Here is a 16009-nt window from a genome sequence, read left to right as displayed (position 1 = left end):
TTCGCTCACAAGTCAGTTAGCAGAGATCGTCTCCGACGCAGCCGACAGACGCCGCGCCTGTAGTTACGCTCTGTATTATATGAGGTGTTATTTTCACGGCTTTTGCGCCAGCGCAAGAACGCCGTATATCCCTGGGTGTTTACACCAGATAATTATTTGATTTATAACAAAAAACAAACAATAAATACACAAACACTTTACACTTGCGGCGGCGTCGGCTCAATCCGTCCATATAAAAACAAGGGAAATAGGGGTGCTCCAACGGCGGCTAGCGGGAAGTATAGGCGGGATAAGGAAAAGCTTTCGGTAAAACGGCGGAATGAACAACACAGTCTGAAGAAAAACACGGGGCGGCCTGCGCCGCCCCGATGGCATGGTTTATTTGCGAGCCAGCAACAATCCCAGCACCAGCCCGACGGTGGCGCCGATGCCCACGCTGTGCCAGGGTTTGTCCCGCACGTAGTCGTCGGTGCGGTGCACCGCTTCTTTGGCGCGCGCATAGTAAGATTCGCCGGTGTTCGCCCAGCGCGCTTTGACCTCACTCAGCGCCTGCTCGGCGTGCGACTTGATGTCGATGTAGGCCTGATCCGCGCGGTCGCCGGTGTATTGCAGCACTTCTTCCAGCGTCTCGGTCAGCATTCTCAGATCGTCATCCAGCGTAGTTTGCTCAGCATCCGTATGTCTTGCCATCGTGAGATCTCCGTGGTTGAAAAATTAAGCGTTCCTACACTATAGACAAGGATCGCCGCCTGCGGCCATCGGACTTTTACCCTAAAACACCAATTGCACCTTGGCAGCCTGGCGTTTATCGCCGGCAAACGTCAGCGCCTGCGCCAACTGCCCGCTGGCGAATTCCGCCGACAGCAACGGCAGCGGATCGATCACGCCGTCGGCCAGCCAGGCCACCGCCAACGCGAACTCCGCCACGAAGCGGAACGATCCAAGCAGATTCAGTTCCTTGGCAATCAACAACATCAGCGGAAAATCGGGGAAGCTGCCGCCCATGCCCACCTGCACCACAGTGCCTTTGGCGCGGGTGATCTCCAGACAGCGCTGCAGCGACTGCGGGTGCCCCGCCACTTCAAAGGCGACCTCAAAATACCCCTTGTCCTGCAGATAATCGCTAAAATCGTCGTCCGCGGCATGCAGGCACCGATCGGCCCCCATTTGCCTCGCGATCGCCAGGCAGCGCGGACTGAGATCGGCGCAGACAATCTCGGCGGCGCCCAGCGCTTTCAGCGCCGCCACCAGCAGGCAGCCGATCGGGCCAACGCCGGACACGAAAATCTTTTTCCCCGTCACATCGCCGGGCTGCTTCGCCGCGTGGACAGCCACCGCCAGCGGTTCGGCGAACACCATTACCCTGTCGTCGCGATCGGCAGCGTAAGGAATGCACTGCGCGCTATCCACCACTTTGTATTGGGTAAAAGCGCCGTCGACGTGCGGAAAATACATCGCGCTGCCGAAAAAGCGCATCTCGACGCATTGATTGCTTTGCTGCGCCAGACAGTATTTGCACTGCCCGCAGGGTTTGCTGGGATTGAGCGCCACCTTCTGCCCGACCGGCAGCTGCGGCGAATCGCTGGCGACCACCTCACCGATCACCTCATGGCCCAGCACCATCGGCTGACGCACCTGAAAATTGCCGACCTTGCCTTCCTGGAAGTAATGCAGATCCGAGCCGCAGATGCCGCCGCGGCTGATTTTTACCAGCGTTCCCTGCCCCCGATAATCCACTTCTTGCGCGATCACCGCCACGTCTCGCTTGCCATTGACCATGCAGGACTGGGTTTGAATTTTCATCTCCAGACTCCACGAAAAAAGATTACACCGCCGCAGACATGCCGCCATCGACAAACAGCAACTGCCCGTTGACGAAGGCGGAGGCGTCGGCGGCCAGGAACACCGCCGCGCCGATCAACTCCTGAGGATCGCCCCAGCGCGCGGCAGGCGTGCGTTGGGTCAGCCAGGCGGTGAAGGCCGGATCGTCGGCCAGCGCCTGCGTCATCTCGGTTTTGAAGTAGCCGGGGGCGATGCCGTTGACCTGAATGTTGTAGCGCGCCAGCTCCACGCACATGCCGCGCGTCAGCATTTTCACCGCGCCCTTGGACGCCGCATAAGGGGTAATGGTGTCCCGCCCCAGCTCGCTTTGCATCGAACCGATATTGATTATCTTGCCGCGCCGGCGCGGCACCATATAACGCGCTACGGTCTGCGACACGATGAAGACCGCCTTCTGGTTGACGGCGATGATGTCGTCCCAATCTTGCTCCGGAAATTCGGTGAACGGGTGGCGGCGCTGGATACCGGCGTTGTTGATCAAGACGTCTATCGCGCCGATGTCCGCTTCGATACGGTCGATGGCGGCATGCACCGCCTGGGAGTCGGTGACGTCGAACGCCGCCGCATCGGCGCGCAGCCCCTCTTCACGCAGGCGATCGGCGGCGTGCCGGGCATGTTCTTCGGTGGTGGCATTGATCAGAATATGCGCGCCTTGCTGTGCCAGGCCGCGCGCCAGCAGAAAACCAATGCCGCGCGAGGCACCAGTGATTAAGACGGTTTTGTTATCCAGAGAAAACAGGTTGTGCATGGTGATTCCCGGCCTTCAGGCCTCCAATCGGACAGACCTCTATCTCAGCCGATTGTTACCGGTAAAAACGTGATGGGAATCACTGAAAATAATGTTACGAAACCCTGTTACTTTTAACGTGATCTCACGCAATCCCTACAGGAAGAGTCAATACCTATCCCTTTTAAAATAGACAATTTTCAACAGCGTTACCGTCCTGGTTATCAGGAGATACTGCCGCACAGCGGCGCGGCAGCAACTCACTCGGCGGCACCGTTTGAGCCGGCATTCGGGTCCATCGGCGGCGTAGCGCGGGCTTTATCGCTGCGTGCCGCCCACCACAGACCGCTGTTTTTCATCGCATAGCCGAACAGCAGGCCCACCAGCAGGGAAAGCGTCACCAGCGGCCAATCGCCGCCGCCGGCGAAGGTCGCACAGGCGCCGATAAAGGTGCCGGGTACGAATCCCAGCCACTGCTGTTTAGCCTGAATGCACATCAGGAACGCCACGATGCCGGTCAGCAGATACCCCAGCAGATTCCACTGCGGCGCCAGTTCGCTGCCGTGGATGATCGCCATTGCCCAGAAGACGCCGCTGCAGCAGGTCAACGCGCCGATCAACAGCCCTTTCAGTCCGCCCTGCGGGCAGGCGAAATACGCCGTGCAGCCGAGAAAGCCGGCCCAACCGATCAGGCCCAAACTGACGGCAACCCATCCCCAAACGCCGGACAGGATCCCGGTGGTGACGGCAATGGCGAAAAGAACGTTCATAAAGTGACCTGCAGCAAAAAGAAAGCGCGCAGTTTACCCGAAAACAGGCCAATTTATGCGATTAAAATCACATTATAAATGTAATTAAAGAATCATTAATTATAAAAAATAGACATTCATCACAAAGTAATTAGCGAGGGAACCCCACCCGGGACGTCTTCCATGCCAACAACAGGCACACCACGGTGCTGCCCAGGAACAGCAAATGGGTTGCCTGATTCAGATCGACGCGATCGACCACCACGCCCAGCAAGATCGGCACCCAGTTGGCGATATAAGCGATAACGTAAAACAGCGAAAGCAAACGCGCATGGCTGGTCGGCGGCGAAATCAGGTTCACTAGGGTCGCGCTGCCGACGAAAATGGCGCCATAAGCATAGCCGGCCACCACCAGCCCCACCGCCGCCAGCCCAAGAGAATGCCACTGGATCGCCATGGTGAACACCACTGCCGCCAGCACCTGCGCCAGGCAACCGAACAACAGCGAATGACGGGCGTTAACGCGGCGGCTCAGGATCTGGCTGATACCGGCGATCAGCAGATACACCGCAATCGCATAGCCAAAGACGCCACGAGCGTGCAGGCCTAACAGCGTTTCCGCCACGCCGGGGCCGATTGCCAAAATACTGGCGGCCAGCGCCCAACAGATAAATAAAGCCCCTGCACACACAAAGAATTTACCGCCGGTGGCGCGCAAGCCATCGAGCAGCGAGCTTTTTTCTGTCTCGGCCGACGTAACATGGCTCGGCGCCGTAACCACGCCACGCGGCCACGAGAACATCACGCCCAACGCAGCCACGGCGGCCATGACCATGATGAAAACAAATGGCAGCGTCGTGGGATGGAAACCGGTCTGCAAGGCGATGCCGCTGAAGATCGGGCCCAGCGCCAATCCGGTGGTGAATGACAGCGTCGCGATCAACGCCGCATTTTTGCCGCCGTCGCGCGGCCCAAACCGCACCAACGCGATGTTCGCCGCGCCGGTTAGCGCCCCGGTGCCCACCCCGGCCAACAGCCGCGCCATCAGCATCATGGCAAAGGTATCAGCCCGCGCGAACAGCAGGGCGCCGCTCAACACCACCAGCAATGCCGGCACGATCATGCTGCGTAAATCCTTTACTTTGCCGGCCAGATTGCCGACGCCGAACAAAGAGATCAGCACGCCGGCGGCATAGGCGCCGTAGATGACGGTCAGACTGACCGAGCTTAGCGCAAGCTGCTGCTGATACAGCGGATAAAGCGGCGTCGGCGCGCTGCTGTTCAGCAATGCCGACATCAAAGCCAGCGCCAGGAACAATAAAATTGTCCTGCCCGACGCCTGAGCATTTTGCGGCGCCGCAATCTGGCTGGCGGTATTTTCTGACATGTTTCAACTCCCAAAGACGGCAGACGGCGGCCTGCCGTCGACATTTTCCTCACCCGGCCTGCCGGGAACGGCGCTTATCATAGCGTTCCGGCGACGGGCGAAGTATCGTCAAGAATGAATCACCCTGATGCATTCTTGCATCACCAGAGAAATAACCGCCGATGTGCAGCCCGCTAACCGTCTTTCTCTCCCCCCGGGCAGAACAACGCTTTATGATAGAAACCGTTATTGTTCGCCTGGCTCGGCCTGTGCCCCACGGCGCCGACAAATCTGCAGAGAGGAAATGGCATGATGAATTGGGACGACGCGCGCTTCTTTTTGGCCGTCGCACGCTGTGGCACGCTACGCAAAGCCGCCAACCAGCTGCATGTCGATCAGGCGACCGTCGGTCGACGGCTCTCCGCTTTCGAAGACGCTCTCGGTTCCAAGCTGTTTATCCGCACGCCGAAATCCTTCGCCCTCAGCCCGTTGGGGGAAGAAATGCTGGCGGACGTGATGAAGATGGAGAATGCGGTGCAGGCGATCAACCGCAAAGCCGCCAGCGGCGATGACAGCCTGCACGGCCACGTGAGCATCGCCACCACCGATACCCTGGCCGAAGCCTTCGTGATACCCGCGCTGCAAGATCTGCGGGAACGCTATCCGGCCATCACCGTCACGCTGTTGACGGCACTGAACATCGCCGATATCTCTTATCACGGCGCGGATCTGGCGATCCGCGGTGCACGCCCCGATGACGATGAACTGATCATCAAGCGGCTGGCCACCATCGAGATGGGCCTGTACGCCAGCCCGCACTATCTGGCTCTGCGAGGTATGCCGGTCAAAGGCGAGCAGCTGCGCGGTCACGATCTGCTGATGTTCCCGCGCGAGCTGGTGCCGCGCCACTGGAACAATTTCTGCGGCGAAGCCCTGCACGAGCCCAACGTCGTGCTGCAATGCAATTCACAGCTGCTGCTGCGCTCCGCCACTCGCAGCGGGCTAGGCATCGGCCTGCTCTCCGCGTTTCTGGCGGATAAAGACCCGGAGCTGGTGCGCCTGTTGCCAGAGAATAAAGACTGGGTGGATATCTGGCTGGTGCTGCATCCCGATTTGCAGCGTGCCGCCCGCGTGCGCGCGGTGGTGCAGGCGCTGGAAACGTCGTTTAGCGCCCATTACGGCTAAGTGCCGTTTCTCCATAAAAAAGGCCGCCGAAGCGACCTTTTTACCGTCTGAAGCGTTATCAGAACGTCGGCTGCGCCATCTGCACCAGCGAAATCAGCGGCTGAGGATAAACCCCCAACAGCAGCACCAGCGCGGCTGAGATCAGCACCACGACGCCACCGGCAGTCAACGCCCAGTTGTTCGGGGTGTCGCGCTGCAGCGATTCCGGCGCGCTGAGGAACAGGCTGACAGTCACGCGCAGGTAGTAGTACAGGCCAATGGCGCTGCCTACCACGACTGCGCCGGTCAGCCACCACAGGTGTGCGCTGACGCCCATCGCGATCACGAAGAACTTACCGATAAAGCCCAGCGTCATCGGGATACCGGCCAGCGACAGCATCATCACCGTCATTACCGCGGACAAGATTGGCTTATGCCAGAACAGACCACGGTAAGAGAACAGCGAATCCGCATCCGGGCCGCGGTACGGGCTGGACATCAGGCTGACCACGCCGAAGGCGCCCAGGCTGCTGAACAGGTAACCGGCCAGGTAAACGCCGGCGGTTTCCAGCGACAGCTGATGGGTTTGCACCGCAATCAGCGCCACCAGCAGGTAGCCCAGGTGAGCGATCGACGAGTAGCCCAGCAGACGCTTGATGTTGGTCTGGCTGATGGCCATCAGGTTACCGAACAAGATAGAGCAGAACGCGATGATCGACAGCACCAGACGCAGCGCTTCGTTGTCGGCGGCCGGGGCATACAGGAACAGACGCATCACGACCGCGAAGATCGCAATCTTGCTGGCGGTTGCCAGGAAGGTCGAGACCGGCGCAGGCGCGCCCTGATACACGTCCGGCGTCCACAGTTGGAACGGCACCAGCGACAGCTTGAAGCCCAGACCGACGATCATCATGCCCATACCGGCCAGGATCAGCGGCTGGTGCATCATGTTTTCCTGCAGGCTCTTGCCGAGGCCGGCCAGCGACAGATCGCCGGATTCAGCGTACAGCAGCGCCATGCCGAACAGCAGGAACGACGACGCGGCGGCGGACAGCAGCATGTACTTGATGGCAGCTTCCAGCGGGCGCTTCTGACGATAGGCGTAGCCCACCAGGCCGAACAGCGGCAGCGAGATCAGCTCGATACCGATGAACAGCGAAGCCAGATGGTTGGCGCTCGCCAGCAGGATGCCGCCCATGGCGGCGATCAGCACCAGCAAGTAGAACTCTTCGCGGTTATCCGGATAGCCGACCAGCCACGGATAGGCGAAGGTGCAGGTCGCCAGACTCGCCAGCAGCACCAGCCCGGTGTAGAACATCGAGTAACCGTCAACCCGCAGCAGCGGGGTGACGTCCATTGGGCCTGCCTGGCCGACAAAGTACAGCGAAAGCAGCGCCAGGTTGAGACCGATCACGGTCAGGGTGGCGTTGATAAAGTGGTCGCGTCGCCACGCAATGCCTAGCATCACAACCACCACCGTCAATCCGACGATCAACAGCGGCAGCAGTGCGATCAGTTGTTGAGGAGTTATTGTCATGGCGAATTACGGCCTTGTTGTTGAAATTGCTGAAACTGACGAACCAAACCAGTGTTGCACGTTGCTCATCGCCGCGTTGGAAGTATCCAGAATCGGCTGCGGGTAAACCCCCAGCAGAACCAGCAACACCACCAGCAGCAGAATGATGAACAGTTCGCGCGCGGTCATGCCCTGCAGCGGCTGGTCGGATTTAGGCGCACCGTAGTAAGCGCGCTGCATCATGATCAGCGAGTAAACCGAAGCGAACACCAGACCGAAGGTAGAGATCACGGTGATCACCGGCACCACCTGGTAGCTGCCGAACAGAATCATGAATTCACCGACGAAGTTACCGGTACCCGGCATCCCCAGCGTAGCCACGGCGAAGAACAGCGACAGCGCAGGGATGAACTTGATACGCCCCCACAGGCCGCCCATCTGACGCATGTCGCGGGTATGCAGACGCTCATACAGCTGGCCGCAGATAATAAACATACCGGCGGCGGACAGACCGTGCGCGATCATCTGGATCACGGCGCCCTGGTAAGCCAGCTGGCTGCCGGTGTAGATGGCAATCAACACGAAGCCCATGTGCGATACCGAGGTGTAGGCGATAAGACGCTTGATGTCGGTCTGCGCGAACGCCATCCAGGCGCCGTAGAAGATGCCGATCACGCCCAGCCACATGGCGATTGGCGCGAACTCGTGCGAAGCCTCAGGGAACAGCGGCAGGCTGAAACGCAGCAGGCCGTAGGCCGCGGTTTTCAGCAAGATGCCCGCCAGGTCGACGGAACCTGCGGTCGGTGCCTGGCTGTGCGCGTCCGGCAACCAGCCGTGCAGCGGCACCACCGGCATTTTCACCGCGAAGGCGATGAAGAAGCCCAGCATCAGCAGATATTGCACGTTGTGGGACATCGGCGTTTGCAGCAGGTCTTCGTAATCGAAGGTCCACACGCCGGTGGCGTTGTAATGCACGAACACCAGGCCCAGGATCGCAATCAGCATCACCAGACCGCTGGCCTGGGTGTAGATGAAGAACTTGGTCGCCGCGGTGATACGGGTTTTACCGTCCGACGCTTTGTGCCCCCACAGCGCGATCAGGAAGTACATCGGCACCAACATCATTTCCCAGAAGAAGAAGAACAGGAACATGTCGATGGCGAGGAACACACCGATAACGCCGCCCAGGATCCACAGCAGGTTGAGGTGGAAGAAGCCCTGATACTTCTGGATTTCACGCCAGGAACAGAGGATCGCCAGCACGCCCAGCAGACCGGTCAACACCACCATCAGCAGCGACAGACCGTCCAGCGCCAGGTGGATGGAGATGCCGAAGCGCGGGATCCACGGCAGCAGGAATTCGCTCTGCCACTGCGGAATGCCTTTCGGCGTGGTCAAGGTATAGCCGCCCTGCATCCACAACTGCAGAGAGAGCGCCAACGTCAGCCCCATTGCGATCAGCGCTATCCAGCGCGGCACCTTAGTACCGAAGCGCTCAAGCTGCCAGCACAGCAGACCGCCGATAAAGGGGATAAGAATTAGCCAAGGTAATAGCATGGCGTTTTGTGTCCCTTATACGAATAATTTCAAACTTTGTACGTAGCGCCTGCCCGGCGCTACGCCCGAAAAATGCGTCTGTTTAAATTATTCAATTAAACCAAAATCAACAGAGCCAATACGACCACTGCACCCACACCCATAGACGCTATATACCAACGCACCTGACCGTTCTCGCTCACCGTCAGACCGCGGTTCCCCCAGCGGGAGAAGACGGCCGGCAGGTTCATCAGCGAGTTCAGCGGATCACGCTGCAGCAGCTTCGCAATGCCCAGATACGGCTTGACGAACACTTTGTCATACAGCCAGTCGAAGCCCCAGGCATGGAACCACCAGGTCGAGAAGAAACGACCCGGCGCGCTGTTGGCGATGCTGTTGACCAGGCTGCGTTTGCCCAGCCACAGCGCGGCCGCCAGCAGAATGCCGACGATAGCCACCACGCCAGAGGTGATTTCCAGCGTCAGCACGCTGCCGTGCGCCAGTTCGGTGGTATCCGGCAGCACGCCCTGCAACGGCGGCACGATCATCGCGCCGACGAAGGTAGACAGCACCAGCAGAACCAGCAGTGGCAGGTGGTGAGTGATGCCTTTACCGGCATGCGCTTTGATTTTCTCTTCGCCATGGAACACGATGAAAATCATACGGAAGGTGTACAGCGAGGTCATGAACGCACCAACCAAGCCGGCAACCATCAGGTTGATGTGACCGTTGGCCATCGCGCCCGCCAGGATCTCGTCCTTACTGAAGAAGCCGGCCGTGACCAGCGGCAACGCAGACAGCGCCGCGCCGCCCACCAGGAAGCAGACGTACACCAGCGGGATGCTCTTGCGCAGGCCGCCCATCTTGAAGATGTTTTGCTCGTGGTGGCAAGCCAGGATCACCGAACCGGACGACAGGAACAGCAGCGCCTTGAAGAACGCGTGGGTCATCAGGTGGAAGATCGCCGCGTCCCATGCCTGCACGCCCAGTGCCAGGAACATGTAACCGATCTGGCTCATGGTGGAGTAAGCGAGCACGCGCTTGATGTCGGTCTGCACCAGCGCGGCGAAGCCGGCCAGCAGCAGAGTGACCGCACCGACGATGCCCACCAGGTGCAGCACTTCCGGCGCCATCAGGAACAGGCCGTGCGTACGGGCGATCAGATAGACGCCCGCGGTCACCATGGTCGCCGCGTGGATCAGTGCGGAAACCGGGGTTGGGCCCGCCATCGCGTCCGCCAACCAGGTTTGCAACGGCAGCTGCGCCGATTTACCGACCGCGCCGCCCAGCAGCATCAGGGTCGCCCAGGTGATGGCCGTGTCGCCCACCGCCAGTTTCTGCGGCGCCAGGATCATCAGCTCGCGGATGTTCAGCGTGCCCAGCTCGTTGTAGAGGATGAACAGCGCGAACGCCAGGAACACGTCGCCCACGCGGGTGACGATAAAGGCTTTCATCGCCGCCGCGCCGTTGGCCGGATCTTTATAGTAGAAACCGATCAACAGGTAGCTGCACAGGCCCACGCCTTCCCAACCCAGATACATCAGCAGCAGGTTGTCCGCCAGCACCAATACCACCATGCTGGCGATAAACAGGTTGGTGTAAGCGAAGAAGCGCGAATAGCCCTCTTCACCGCGCATGTACCAGGAAGCGAACATGTGGATGAAGAAGCCGACGCCGGTGACCACCGACAGCATGGTCAGCGACAGGCCGTCCAGCACCAGGGTCACGCCGATATTGAAGTTACCGACGGCCATCCAGGTCCACAGGCTTTGCTCGAACAGCTGCACGCCGGCGGCTTTCTGGGCGAAGAAATCCATCGCCACATACACCGTGACCAGCGCAGCCAGGCCGATAGAACCCACGCCGACGGTGGCCGCCGTGTTTTCAGACCAACGACCGCGGGAAAATGCCAACAGCAGGAACCCGATCAGCGGTAGCAGAATTGTTAAATATAATAGGTTCATCCGCGCATCTCACTGACAGTATCAATATTCAGGGTATGACGACGACGGTAGAGCTGCAGCAGCAGCGCCAGGCCGATACTGGCCTCGGCTGCCGCCAGGCTGATCGCCAGGATGTACATCACCTGCCCGTCCGCCTGGCCCCAGTAGCTTCCCGCCACGATAAACGCCAACGCCGCAGCGTTGATCATCACTTCCAGGCTGATCAGCATAAACAGCAGGTTGCGGCGCACCAGCAGCCCGGTCAGCCCCAGCACAAACAGGATAGCCGCCAGGATCAGGCCATGTTGAAGAGGGATCATGCTTGCTCCTCCGATTTTCTTCTCGCCATTTCGCCACTCGCCGGCGCGTTGCTCAGCACCTCGCCAGGCTTGTGCTCGCGGCCGATATGGAAGGCGACAACCAGACCCGCCAGCAGCAGCATTGAAGCCAGCTCAACCGCCAGTACGTAAGGCCCGAACAGGCTGATGCCCACCGCCTTCGCGTCGACCATCTCGCCGCTGATACCCTGATCGGATACGCTGCGGATCGCGACGATCAATACCACCAGCAGCGCCAGTGACAACAGGCCAGGCCCGATCCACACCGTCGGCTTCATCCAGTCGCGTTCTTGCTGCTGCACGTTGCCGAGGTTCAGCATCATCACCACGAACACGAACAGCACCATGATGGCGCCCGCATAGACGATGATTTCCAACGCGGCGGCAAAGTAGGCACCGAGAGAGAAGAAGACTGCCGAGATCGCCAGTAACGAGACGATCAGATACAGCAGCGCATGCACAGGGTTGGTATGGGTGATCACGCGAATCGTCGCGGCCACCGCAATCAAACCTGCCAGATAAAATGCAATTTCCATGCTTGCTGGCTCCTTAGGGCAACAGACCTTTGACGTCGATCGGTTTGGCTTCGTTTTCGGCTTCGCCTTTGGCTTTGCCGTCAATCGCCATACCGGCCATCCGGTAGAAGTTATATTCCGGATATTTACCCGGCCCCGAGATCAACAGATCTTCTTTTTCGTACACCAGATCCTGACGCTTGTACTCACCCAGTTCGAAATCCGGCGTCAGCTGGATAGCGGTAGTCGGGCAAGCCTCTTCGCACAGGCCACAGAAAATGCAGCGCGAGAAGTTGATGCGGAAGAACTCCGGATACCAACGGCCGTCTTTCTGTTCCGCTTTTTGCAGCGAGATACAGCCGACCGGGCAGGCAACCGCACACAGGTTACAGGCGACGCAGCGCTCTTCGCCGTCCGGATCGCGCGTCAGCACGATGCGGCCGCGGTAGCGCGGCGGGAGGTAAACCGGTTCTTCCGGATACATCTGGGTTTCGCGCTTGGCGAAGGCATGCATGCCAATCATCCAAATGCTGCGCACCTGGGTGCCGAAACCAACCACTAACTCTTTCAATGTCATGGTTTATTCACCCCTTATTGAGCGTTGTACAAAATGACCGCGGCGGTTGCCAGCAGGTTCAGCAGCGTCAGCGGCAGGCACACTTTCCAGCCGAAGGACATCACCTGGTCATAACGCGGACGCGGCAACGCGGCACGGATCAGGATGAACATCATCATGAAGAAGGCCGTTTTCAACGCGAACCAGATGAATGGCGGCAGGAACGGACCCTGCCAGCCGCCGAAGAACAACGTCACAATCAGGGCGGACACGGTGACGATACCGATGTATTCCCCCACGAAGAACAGACCGAACTTCATGCCGGAATATTCGATGTGGTAACCGTCAGCCAGTTCCTGCTCGGCTTCCGGCTGGTCAAACGGGTGGCGGTGACACACCGCCACGCCGGCGATCGCAAAGGTCACGAAGCCGAAGAACTGCGGAATGACGTTCCAGACGTGCGCCTGGGATTCAACGATGGCCTGCATGTTGAACGAATCCGCCTGCATCACCACGCCCATCAGCGACAGGCCGATGAACACTTCGTAGCTCAGGGTTTGCGCGGAGGCGCGCATCGCGCCCAACAGCGAGTATTTGTTGTTGCTCGACCATCCGGCGAACAGCACGGCGTACACCGCCAGGCCGGCCATCATCAGGAAGAACAGAATGCCGATGTTGAGATCGGACACCGCCCAGGTCGGGCTGACCGGAACGATGGCAAATGCCAGCAACAGGGAAGTAAAGGCGATCATCGGCGCCAGGGTGAAGATCACCCGGTCGGAGAATCTCGGTACCCAGTCTTCCTTGAAGAACATTTTGATCATGTCGGCGACCAGCTGCAGCGAGCCGCCCCAGCCTACGCGGTTCGGTCCGTAGCGGTTCTGGAACAGGCCGAGCAGGCGGCGTTCGCCGAAGCTCATGAATGCCCCGCATGCCACGACCACCAACAGGATCACGACCGCTTTAAGAATGGCGATCAGAATGTCGATCACCTCAGGGGTAAACCAGCTCATCGTGCCGCCTCCCGCAGATTGTCTACCTTAGCACCCACCAAGATCGGCGGGATCCCTGGCAAGCCGAGCGGCAAACCAACCTGGCCCTGGGTCAGGGTTTCACTCAGACGCACCGGCAGACGCAAGGTCTGGCCCGCGCAGCTGAACTCCACCAGGCTGCCCGCGTTGACGCCAAGCGTCGCCGCGTCGGCCGGGTTGACCATCACGTAGGCTTCTGGCATGCGCTGCTGGATCACGTGAGAGCGCTGCGACATTTCATCGCTGCCGAACAGGTGGTAGTAAGGCGCGACACGCCAGCCGTCGTTCGGATTGAAGGCGGCTGGCACGCGGTCGAAGTAACCGAGGCTGCCCTCCCCCGCTTCGATCAGGCGCACGCCCGGATCGCCGTGGCGCAGTTTGCCGCCCACTTCGGCCTGGAACTTGTTCCATGCCTGCGGTGAGTTCCAGCCTGGCGCCCAGGCGAACGGGATCTGCTGACGATCGGCCAGCGGGCTGTTATTCCCTTCCATCGAGAAGGCGAACATGGTGTCTTTATCCTGCGGCTGACGCGGCTCGTGCACGCTGATGTTGGCGCGCATGGCGGTACGGCCGCTGGAACGGTGCGGCGAACGCGCCAGCTTCTGACCGCGAATGCGGAACGTCGCGTCCGGCGCGGCATCGACGATGCCCTGCAGCTGCGGCAATGCGGCGACGCAAGCGGCGATCACGTCATCGAGCTGGGTCCAGTCCACGTGGCGGCTGGTGTAGGTGGAGTGCAGCGAGTGCATCCAGCGCCAGCTTTCCAGCATCACGGTGAACTGATTTTTCTTGGCGTCGTCATAGTAAGCCGGATCGTATACCTGGAAGAAGCGCTGCGCGCGGCCTTCCTGGTTGATCAGCGTACCGTCGCTCTCGGCGAAGCTGGCCGAGGAGAGGATCAGGTTGGCTTTGTCCATGATCGCGGTGCGCTGGTGGTCGGCGACGATCAGGTTGTTGACCTTGGCCAACGCTGCGTCCACCTGCGCCGCCGGCGCATGACGATAGAGATCGTTTTCCATCACGATGGCGGTGTCGGCTGCGCCACTCGCCAGCTGTTCCAGCGCTTGATCGAGCGAACCGCCGCCGATCATCGCCAGGCCCATGCTGTTGGCAGCGCCCGCCACGAAGGTGATGCCGACATCGGAACCGCGGCCCTTCAACGCTTTGGCGATGTTGGCCGCCGCTTCGATGATGGCTTCGCTGCCGGCGTTGCTGCCGGTCACGATAAGCGGTTTGCGTGCGCCGGTCAGCGCCTGCACGATGATATCGACTTTCTTGTTCAGGCCGTCGGCCAGATCGTTCACCGCCGGCGCTGCGCTATCCAGCGCGTGCGCGATGGCGAAGCCGAAGCGTGCCTGCTCGTCCACCGGCGCGCGGTAGTTCCAGGCGGCAATGTCGTCCAGGCGGGTGTTGTCGATGTTAGTGGTGAACAGCGGGTACTTGGCGTGCTGACCGATGTTCTGCACCGCCGCGATCTGCCAGTCGGCAACACGTTGCGCCGCCGCCATCGCGCGAGCTTTTCCCTTGACGGCCTGGCGCACGGACAGCGCGATACGCGCACCGGTTTGCGTCAGGTCTTCGCCCAGCACCAGCACCGCGTCGTAATCTTCGATCTCACGCAGCGCCGGCGTATGGACGCCGCCGTTTTTCAGCACGTTCAGCATCAGCGCCAGGCGTGATTGCTCCGCCTGAGCGATCCCGGTGTAGTAGTTCTCGGCGCCGACCAGCTCGCGCAGTGCGAAGTTGCTTTCCAGGCTGGCGCGCGGGGAGCCGATGCCGATGGTTTTCTTCGCCTGACGCAGGATGTCCGCCGCGCCCTGCATCGCCTGCTCGGCGTTCAGGGTGATCCAGTCATCGCCGCGCAGCTGCTGCGGTTGACGCGGACGATCTTTCTGGTTGACGTAGCCGTAACCGAAACGACCGCGGTCGCACAGGAAGTAGTGGTTCACGCTGCCGTTGTAACGGTTTTCGATACGGCGCAGCTCGCCATAGCGTTCGCCCGGGCTGGTGTTACAGCCGATGCTGCACTGCTGGCAAATGCTCGGCGCGAACTGCATGTCCCATTTACGGTTGTAGCGTTCGGAGTGCGTTTTGTCGGTGAATACGCCGGTCGGGCACACTTCCACCAGGTTGCCGGAGAACTCGCTTTCCAGCGTGCCGCTTTCCGGGCGACCGAAGTAGACGTTGTCGTGCGCGCCGTACACGCCGAAGTCGGTGCCGTCCGCATAGTCTTTGTAGTAACGCACGCAGCGGTAGCAGGCGATGCAGCGGTTCATCTCGTGCGAGATAAACGGCCCCAGCTCCTGGTTGTTGTGGGTACGCTTGGTGAAGCGGTAGCGGCGGAAGCTGTGGCCGGTCATTACCGTCATATCCTGCAGGTGACAGTTACCGCCTTCTTCACAGACCGGGCAATCGTGCGGGTGGTTGGTCATCAACCACTCGACCACGCTTTCACGGAACTGCTTCGCTTCGCCGTCATCGATGGAGATGAAGGTGCCATCGGATGCCGGGGTCATACAGGACATCACCAAACGGCCGCGCGTATCTTCCGCGTTTTGGTATTGCTTTACCGCACATTGGCGGCAAGCGCCGACGCTTCCCAGCGCCGGATGCCAGCAAAAGTAAGGAATATCAAGGCCGAGGGAAAGACAAGCCTGCAGCAGGTTGTCCGCCCCGTCTACCTCATACTCTTTGCCGTCTACATGAATCGTAGCCATAGTCAGCAT

General features: G+C 60.0%; 14 protein-coding genes. 1 reads left to right on the top strand and 13 read right to left on the bottom strand.

Going from position 1 to position 16009, the window contains the following annotated elements; translation table 11 throughout:
* Positions 1–378 precede the first annotated feature (378 nt).
* The 5 genes from elaB to N6G83_RS01035 form a co-directional block, all read right to left on the bottom strand.
* A complete protein-coding gene (elaB, locus tag N6G83_RS01055; protein ID WP_025303653.1) occupies positions 379–690 on the bottom strand; it encodes a stress response protein ElaB in 312 nt (103 codons plus the stop codon).
* 81 nt (positions 691–771) lie between these two features.
* A complete protein-coding gene (gene idnD / locus N6G83_RS01050) occupies positions 772–1803 on the bottom strand; it encodes an L-idonate 5-dehydrogenase (RefSeq protein ID WP_260514378.1) in 1032 nt (343 codons plus the stop codon).
* 22 nt (positions 1804–1825) lie between these two features.
* A complete protein-coding gene (idnO, locus tag N6G83_RS01045; RefSeq protein WP_025303655.1) occupies positions 1826–2590 on the bottom strand; it encodes a gluconate 5-dehydrogenase in 765 nt (254 codons plus the stop codon).
* A 239-nt stretch (positions 2591–2829) separates the two neighbouring features.
* Entirely contained in the window at positions 2830–3339 is a 510-nt protein-coding gene (locus tag N6G83_RS01040) for a DUF1097 domain-containing protein (protein ID WP_025303656.1), read from the bottom strand.
* Between the two features lie 130 nt (positions 3340–3469).
* A complete protein-coding gene (locus tag N6G83_RS01035; RefSeq protein ID WP_167324472.1) occupies positions 3470–4705 on the bottom strand; it encodes an MFS transporter in 1236 nt (411 codons plus the stop codon).
* A gap of 288 nt (positions 4706–4993) precedes the next feature.
* On the opposite strand from N6G83_RS01035, the gene N6G83_RS01030 reads away from it, so the two are divergent.
* Positions 4994–5869 carry a LysR family transcriptional regulator gene (locus N6G83_RS01030; RefSeq protein ID WP_260514375.1) on the top strand — a complete coding sequence of 292 codons (876 nt, stop codon included), beginning with the start codon at positions 4994–4996 and terminating at the stop codon, positions 5867–5869.
* A gap of 58 nt (positions 5870–5927) precedes the next feature.
* On the opposite strand, the gene nuoN is transcribed toward N6G83_RS01030, so the two are convergent.
* The 8 genes from nuoN to nuoG form a co-directional block, all read right to left on the bottom strand.
* Positions 5928–7385 carry an NADH-quinone oxidoreductase subunit NuoN gene (gene nuoN / locus N6G83_RS01025; RefSeq protein WP_025303659.1) on the bottom strand — a complete coding sequence of 486 codons (1458 nt, stop codon included), beginning with the start codon at positions 7383–7385 and terminating at the stop codon, positions 5928–5930.
* A gap of 6 nt (positions 7386–7391) precedes the next feature.
* Entirely contained in the window at positions 7392–8921 is a 1530-nt protein-coding gene (nuoM, locus tag N6G83_RS01020; protein WP_025303660.1) for an NADH-quinone oxidoreductase subunit M, read from the bottom strand.
* A gap of 95 nt (positions 8922–9016) precedes the next feature.
* On the bottom strand, positions 9017–10864 hold the full coding sequence (nuoL, locus tag N6G83_RS01015) for an NADH-quinone oxidoreductase subunit L (protein WP_019453716.1): 1848 nt from the start codon (positions 10862–10864) through the stop codon (positions 9017–9019).
* Entirely contained in the window at positions 10861–11163 is a 303-nt protein-coding gene (nuoK, locus tag N6G83_RS01010; protein WP_004936014.1) for an NADH-quinone oxidoreductase subunit NuoK, read from the bottom strand. The genes nuoL and nuoK overlap by 4 nt, the downstream gene beginning before the upstream one ends.
* Positions 11160–11717, bottom strand: a complete 558-nt coding sequence (gene nuoJ, locus N6G83_RS01005) for an NADH-quinone oxidoreductase subunit J (RefSeq protein ID WP_019453717.1) — start codon at positions 11715–11717, stop codon at positions 11160–11162. Before nuoJ ends, nuoK begins: the two co-directional genes overlap by 4 nt.
* Positions 11718–11730: 13 nt before the next feature.
* Complete coding sequence (gene nuoI, locus N6G83_RS01000; protein ID WP_025160170.1) at positions 11731–12273, bottom strand: NADH-quinone oxidoreductase subunit NuoI; 543 nt, start codon at positions 12271–12273, stop codon at positions 11731–11733.
* Between the two features lie 14 nt (positions 12274–12287).
* On the bottom strand, positions 12288–13265 hold the full coding sequence (nuoH, locus tag N6G83_RS00995; protein ID WP_004936022.1) for an NADH-quinone oxidoreductase subunit NuoH: 978 nt from the start codon (positions 13263–13265) through the stop codon (positions 12288–12290).
* On the bottom strand, positions 13262–16000 hold the full coding sequence (nuoG, locus tag N6G83_RS00990) for an NADH-quinone oxidoreductase subunit NuoG (RefSeq protein WP_060447996.1): 2739 nt from the start codon (positions 15998–16000) through the stop codon (positions 13262–13264). Before nuoG ends, nuoH begins: the two co-directional genes overlap by 4 nt.
* Positions 16001–16009: the final 9 nt, after the last annotated feature.

The organism is Serratia sp. PL7 (assembly GCF_945957435.1).
The sequence above is the reverse complement of the archived record's forward strand: the minus strand, read 5'-3'. Positions and strand labels throughout refer to the sequence as shown.

Excerpts from the sequence above, each read along its gene's own strand:
- N6G83_RS01040 (WP_025303656.1), bottom strand. The coding sequence starts at position 3,339 with ATGAACGTTCTTTTCGCCATTGCCGTCACCACCGGGATCCTGTCCGGC.
- N6G83_RS01035 (WP_167324472.1), bottom strand. The coding sequence starts at position 4,705 with ATGTCAGAAAATACCGCCAGCCAGATTGCGGCGCCGCAAAATGCTCAG.
- idnO (WP_025303655.1), bottom strand. The coding sequence starts at position 2,590 with ATGCACAACCTGTTTTCTCTGGATAACAAAACCGTCTTAATCACTGGT.
- nuoH (WP_004936022.1), bottom strand. The coding sequence starts at position 13,265 with ATGAGCTGGTTTACCCCTGAGGTGATCGACATTCTGATCGCCATTCTT.
- idnD (WP_260514378.1), bottom strand. The coding sequence starts at position 1,803 with ATGAAAATTCAAACCCAGTCCTGCATGGTCAATGGCAAGCGAGACGTG.
- nuoG (WP_060447996.1), bottom strand. The coding sequence starts at position 16,000 with ATGGCTACGATTCATGTAGACGGCAAAGAGTATGAGGTAGACGGGGCG.
- nuoI (WP_025160170.1), bottom strand. The coding sequence starts at position 12,273 with ATGACATTGAAAGAGTTAGTGGTTGGTTTCGGCACCCAGGTGCGCAGC.
- nuoL (WP_019453716.1), bottom strand. The coding sequence starts at position 10,864 with ATGAACCTATTATATTTAACAATTCTGCTACCGCTGATCGGGTTCCTG.
- nuoK (WP_004936014.1), bottom strand. The coding sequence starts at position 11,163 with ATGATCCCTCTTCAACATGGCCTGATCCTGGCGGCTATCCTGTTTGTG.
- N6G83_RS01030 (WP_260514375.1), top strand. The coding sequence starts at position 4,994 with ATGATGAATTGGGACGACGCGCGCTTCTTTTTGGCCGTCGCACGCTGT.
- nuoN (WP_025303659.1), bottom strand. The coding sequence starts at position 7,385 with ATGACAATAACTCCTCAACAACTGATCGCACTGCTGCCGCTGTTGATC.
- nuoJ (WP_019453717.1), bottom strand. The coding sequence starts at position 11,717 with ATGGAAATTGCATTTTATCTGGCAGGTTTGATTGCGGTGGCCGCGACG.
- elaB (WP_025303653.1), bottom strand. The coding sequence starts at position 690 with ATGGCAAGACATACGGATGCTGAGCAAACTACGCTGGATGACGATCTG.
- nuoM (WP_025303660.1), bottom strand. The coding sequence starts at position 8,921 with ATGCTATTACCTTGGCTAATTCTTATCCCCTTTATCGGCGGTCTGCTG.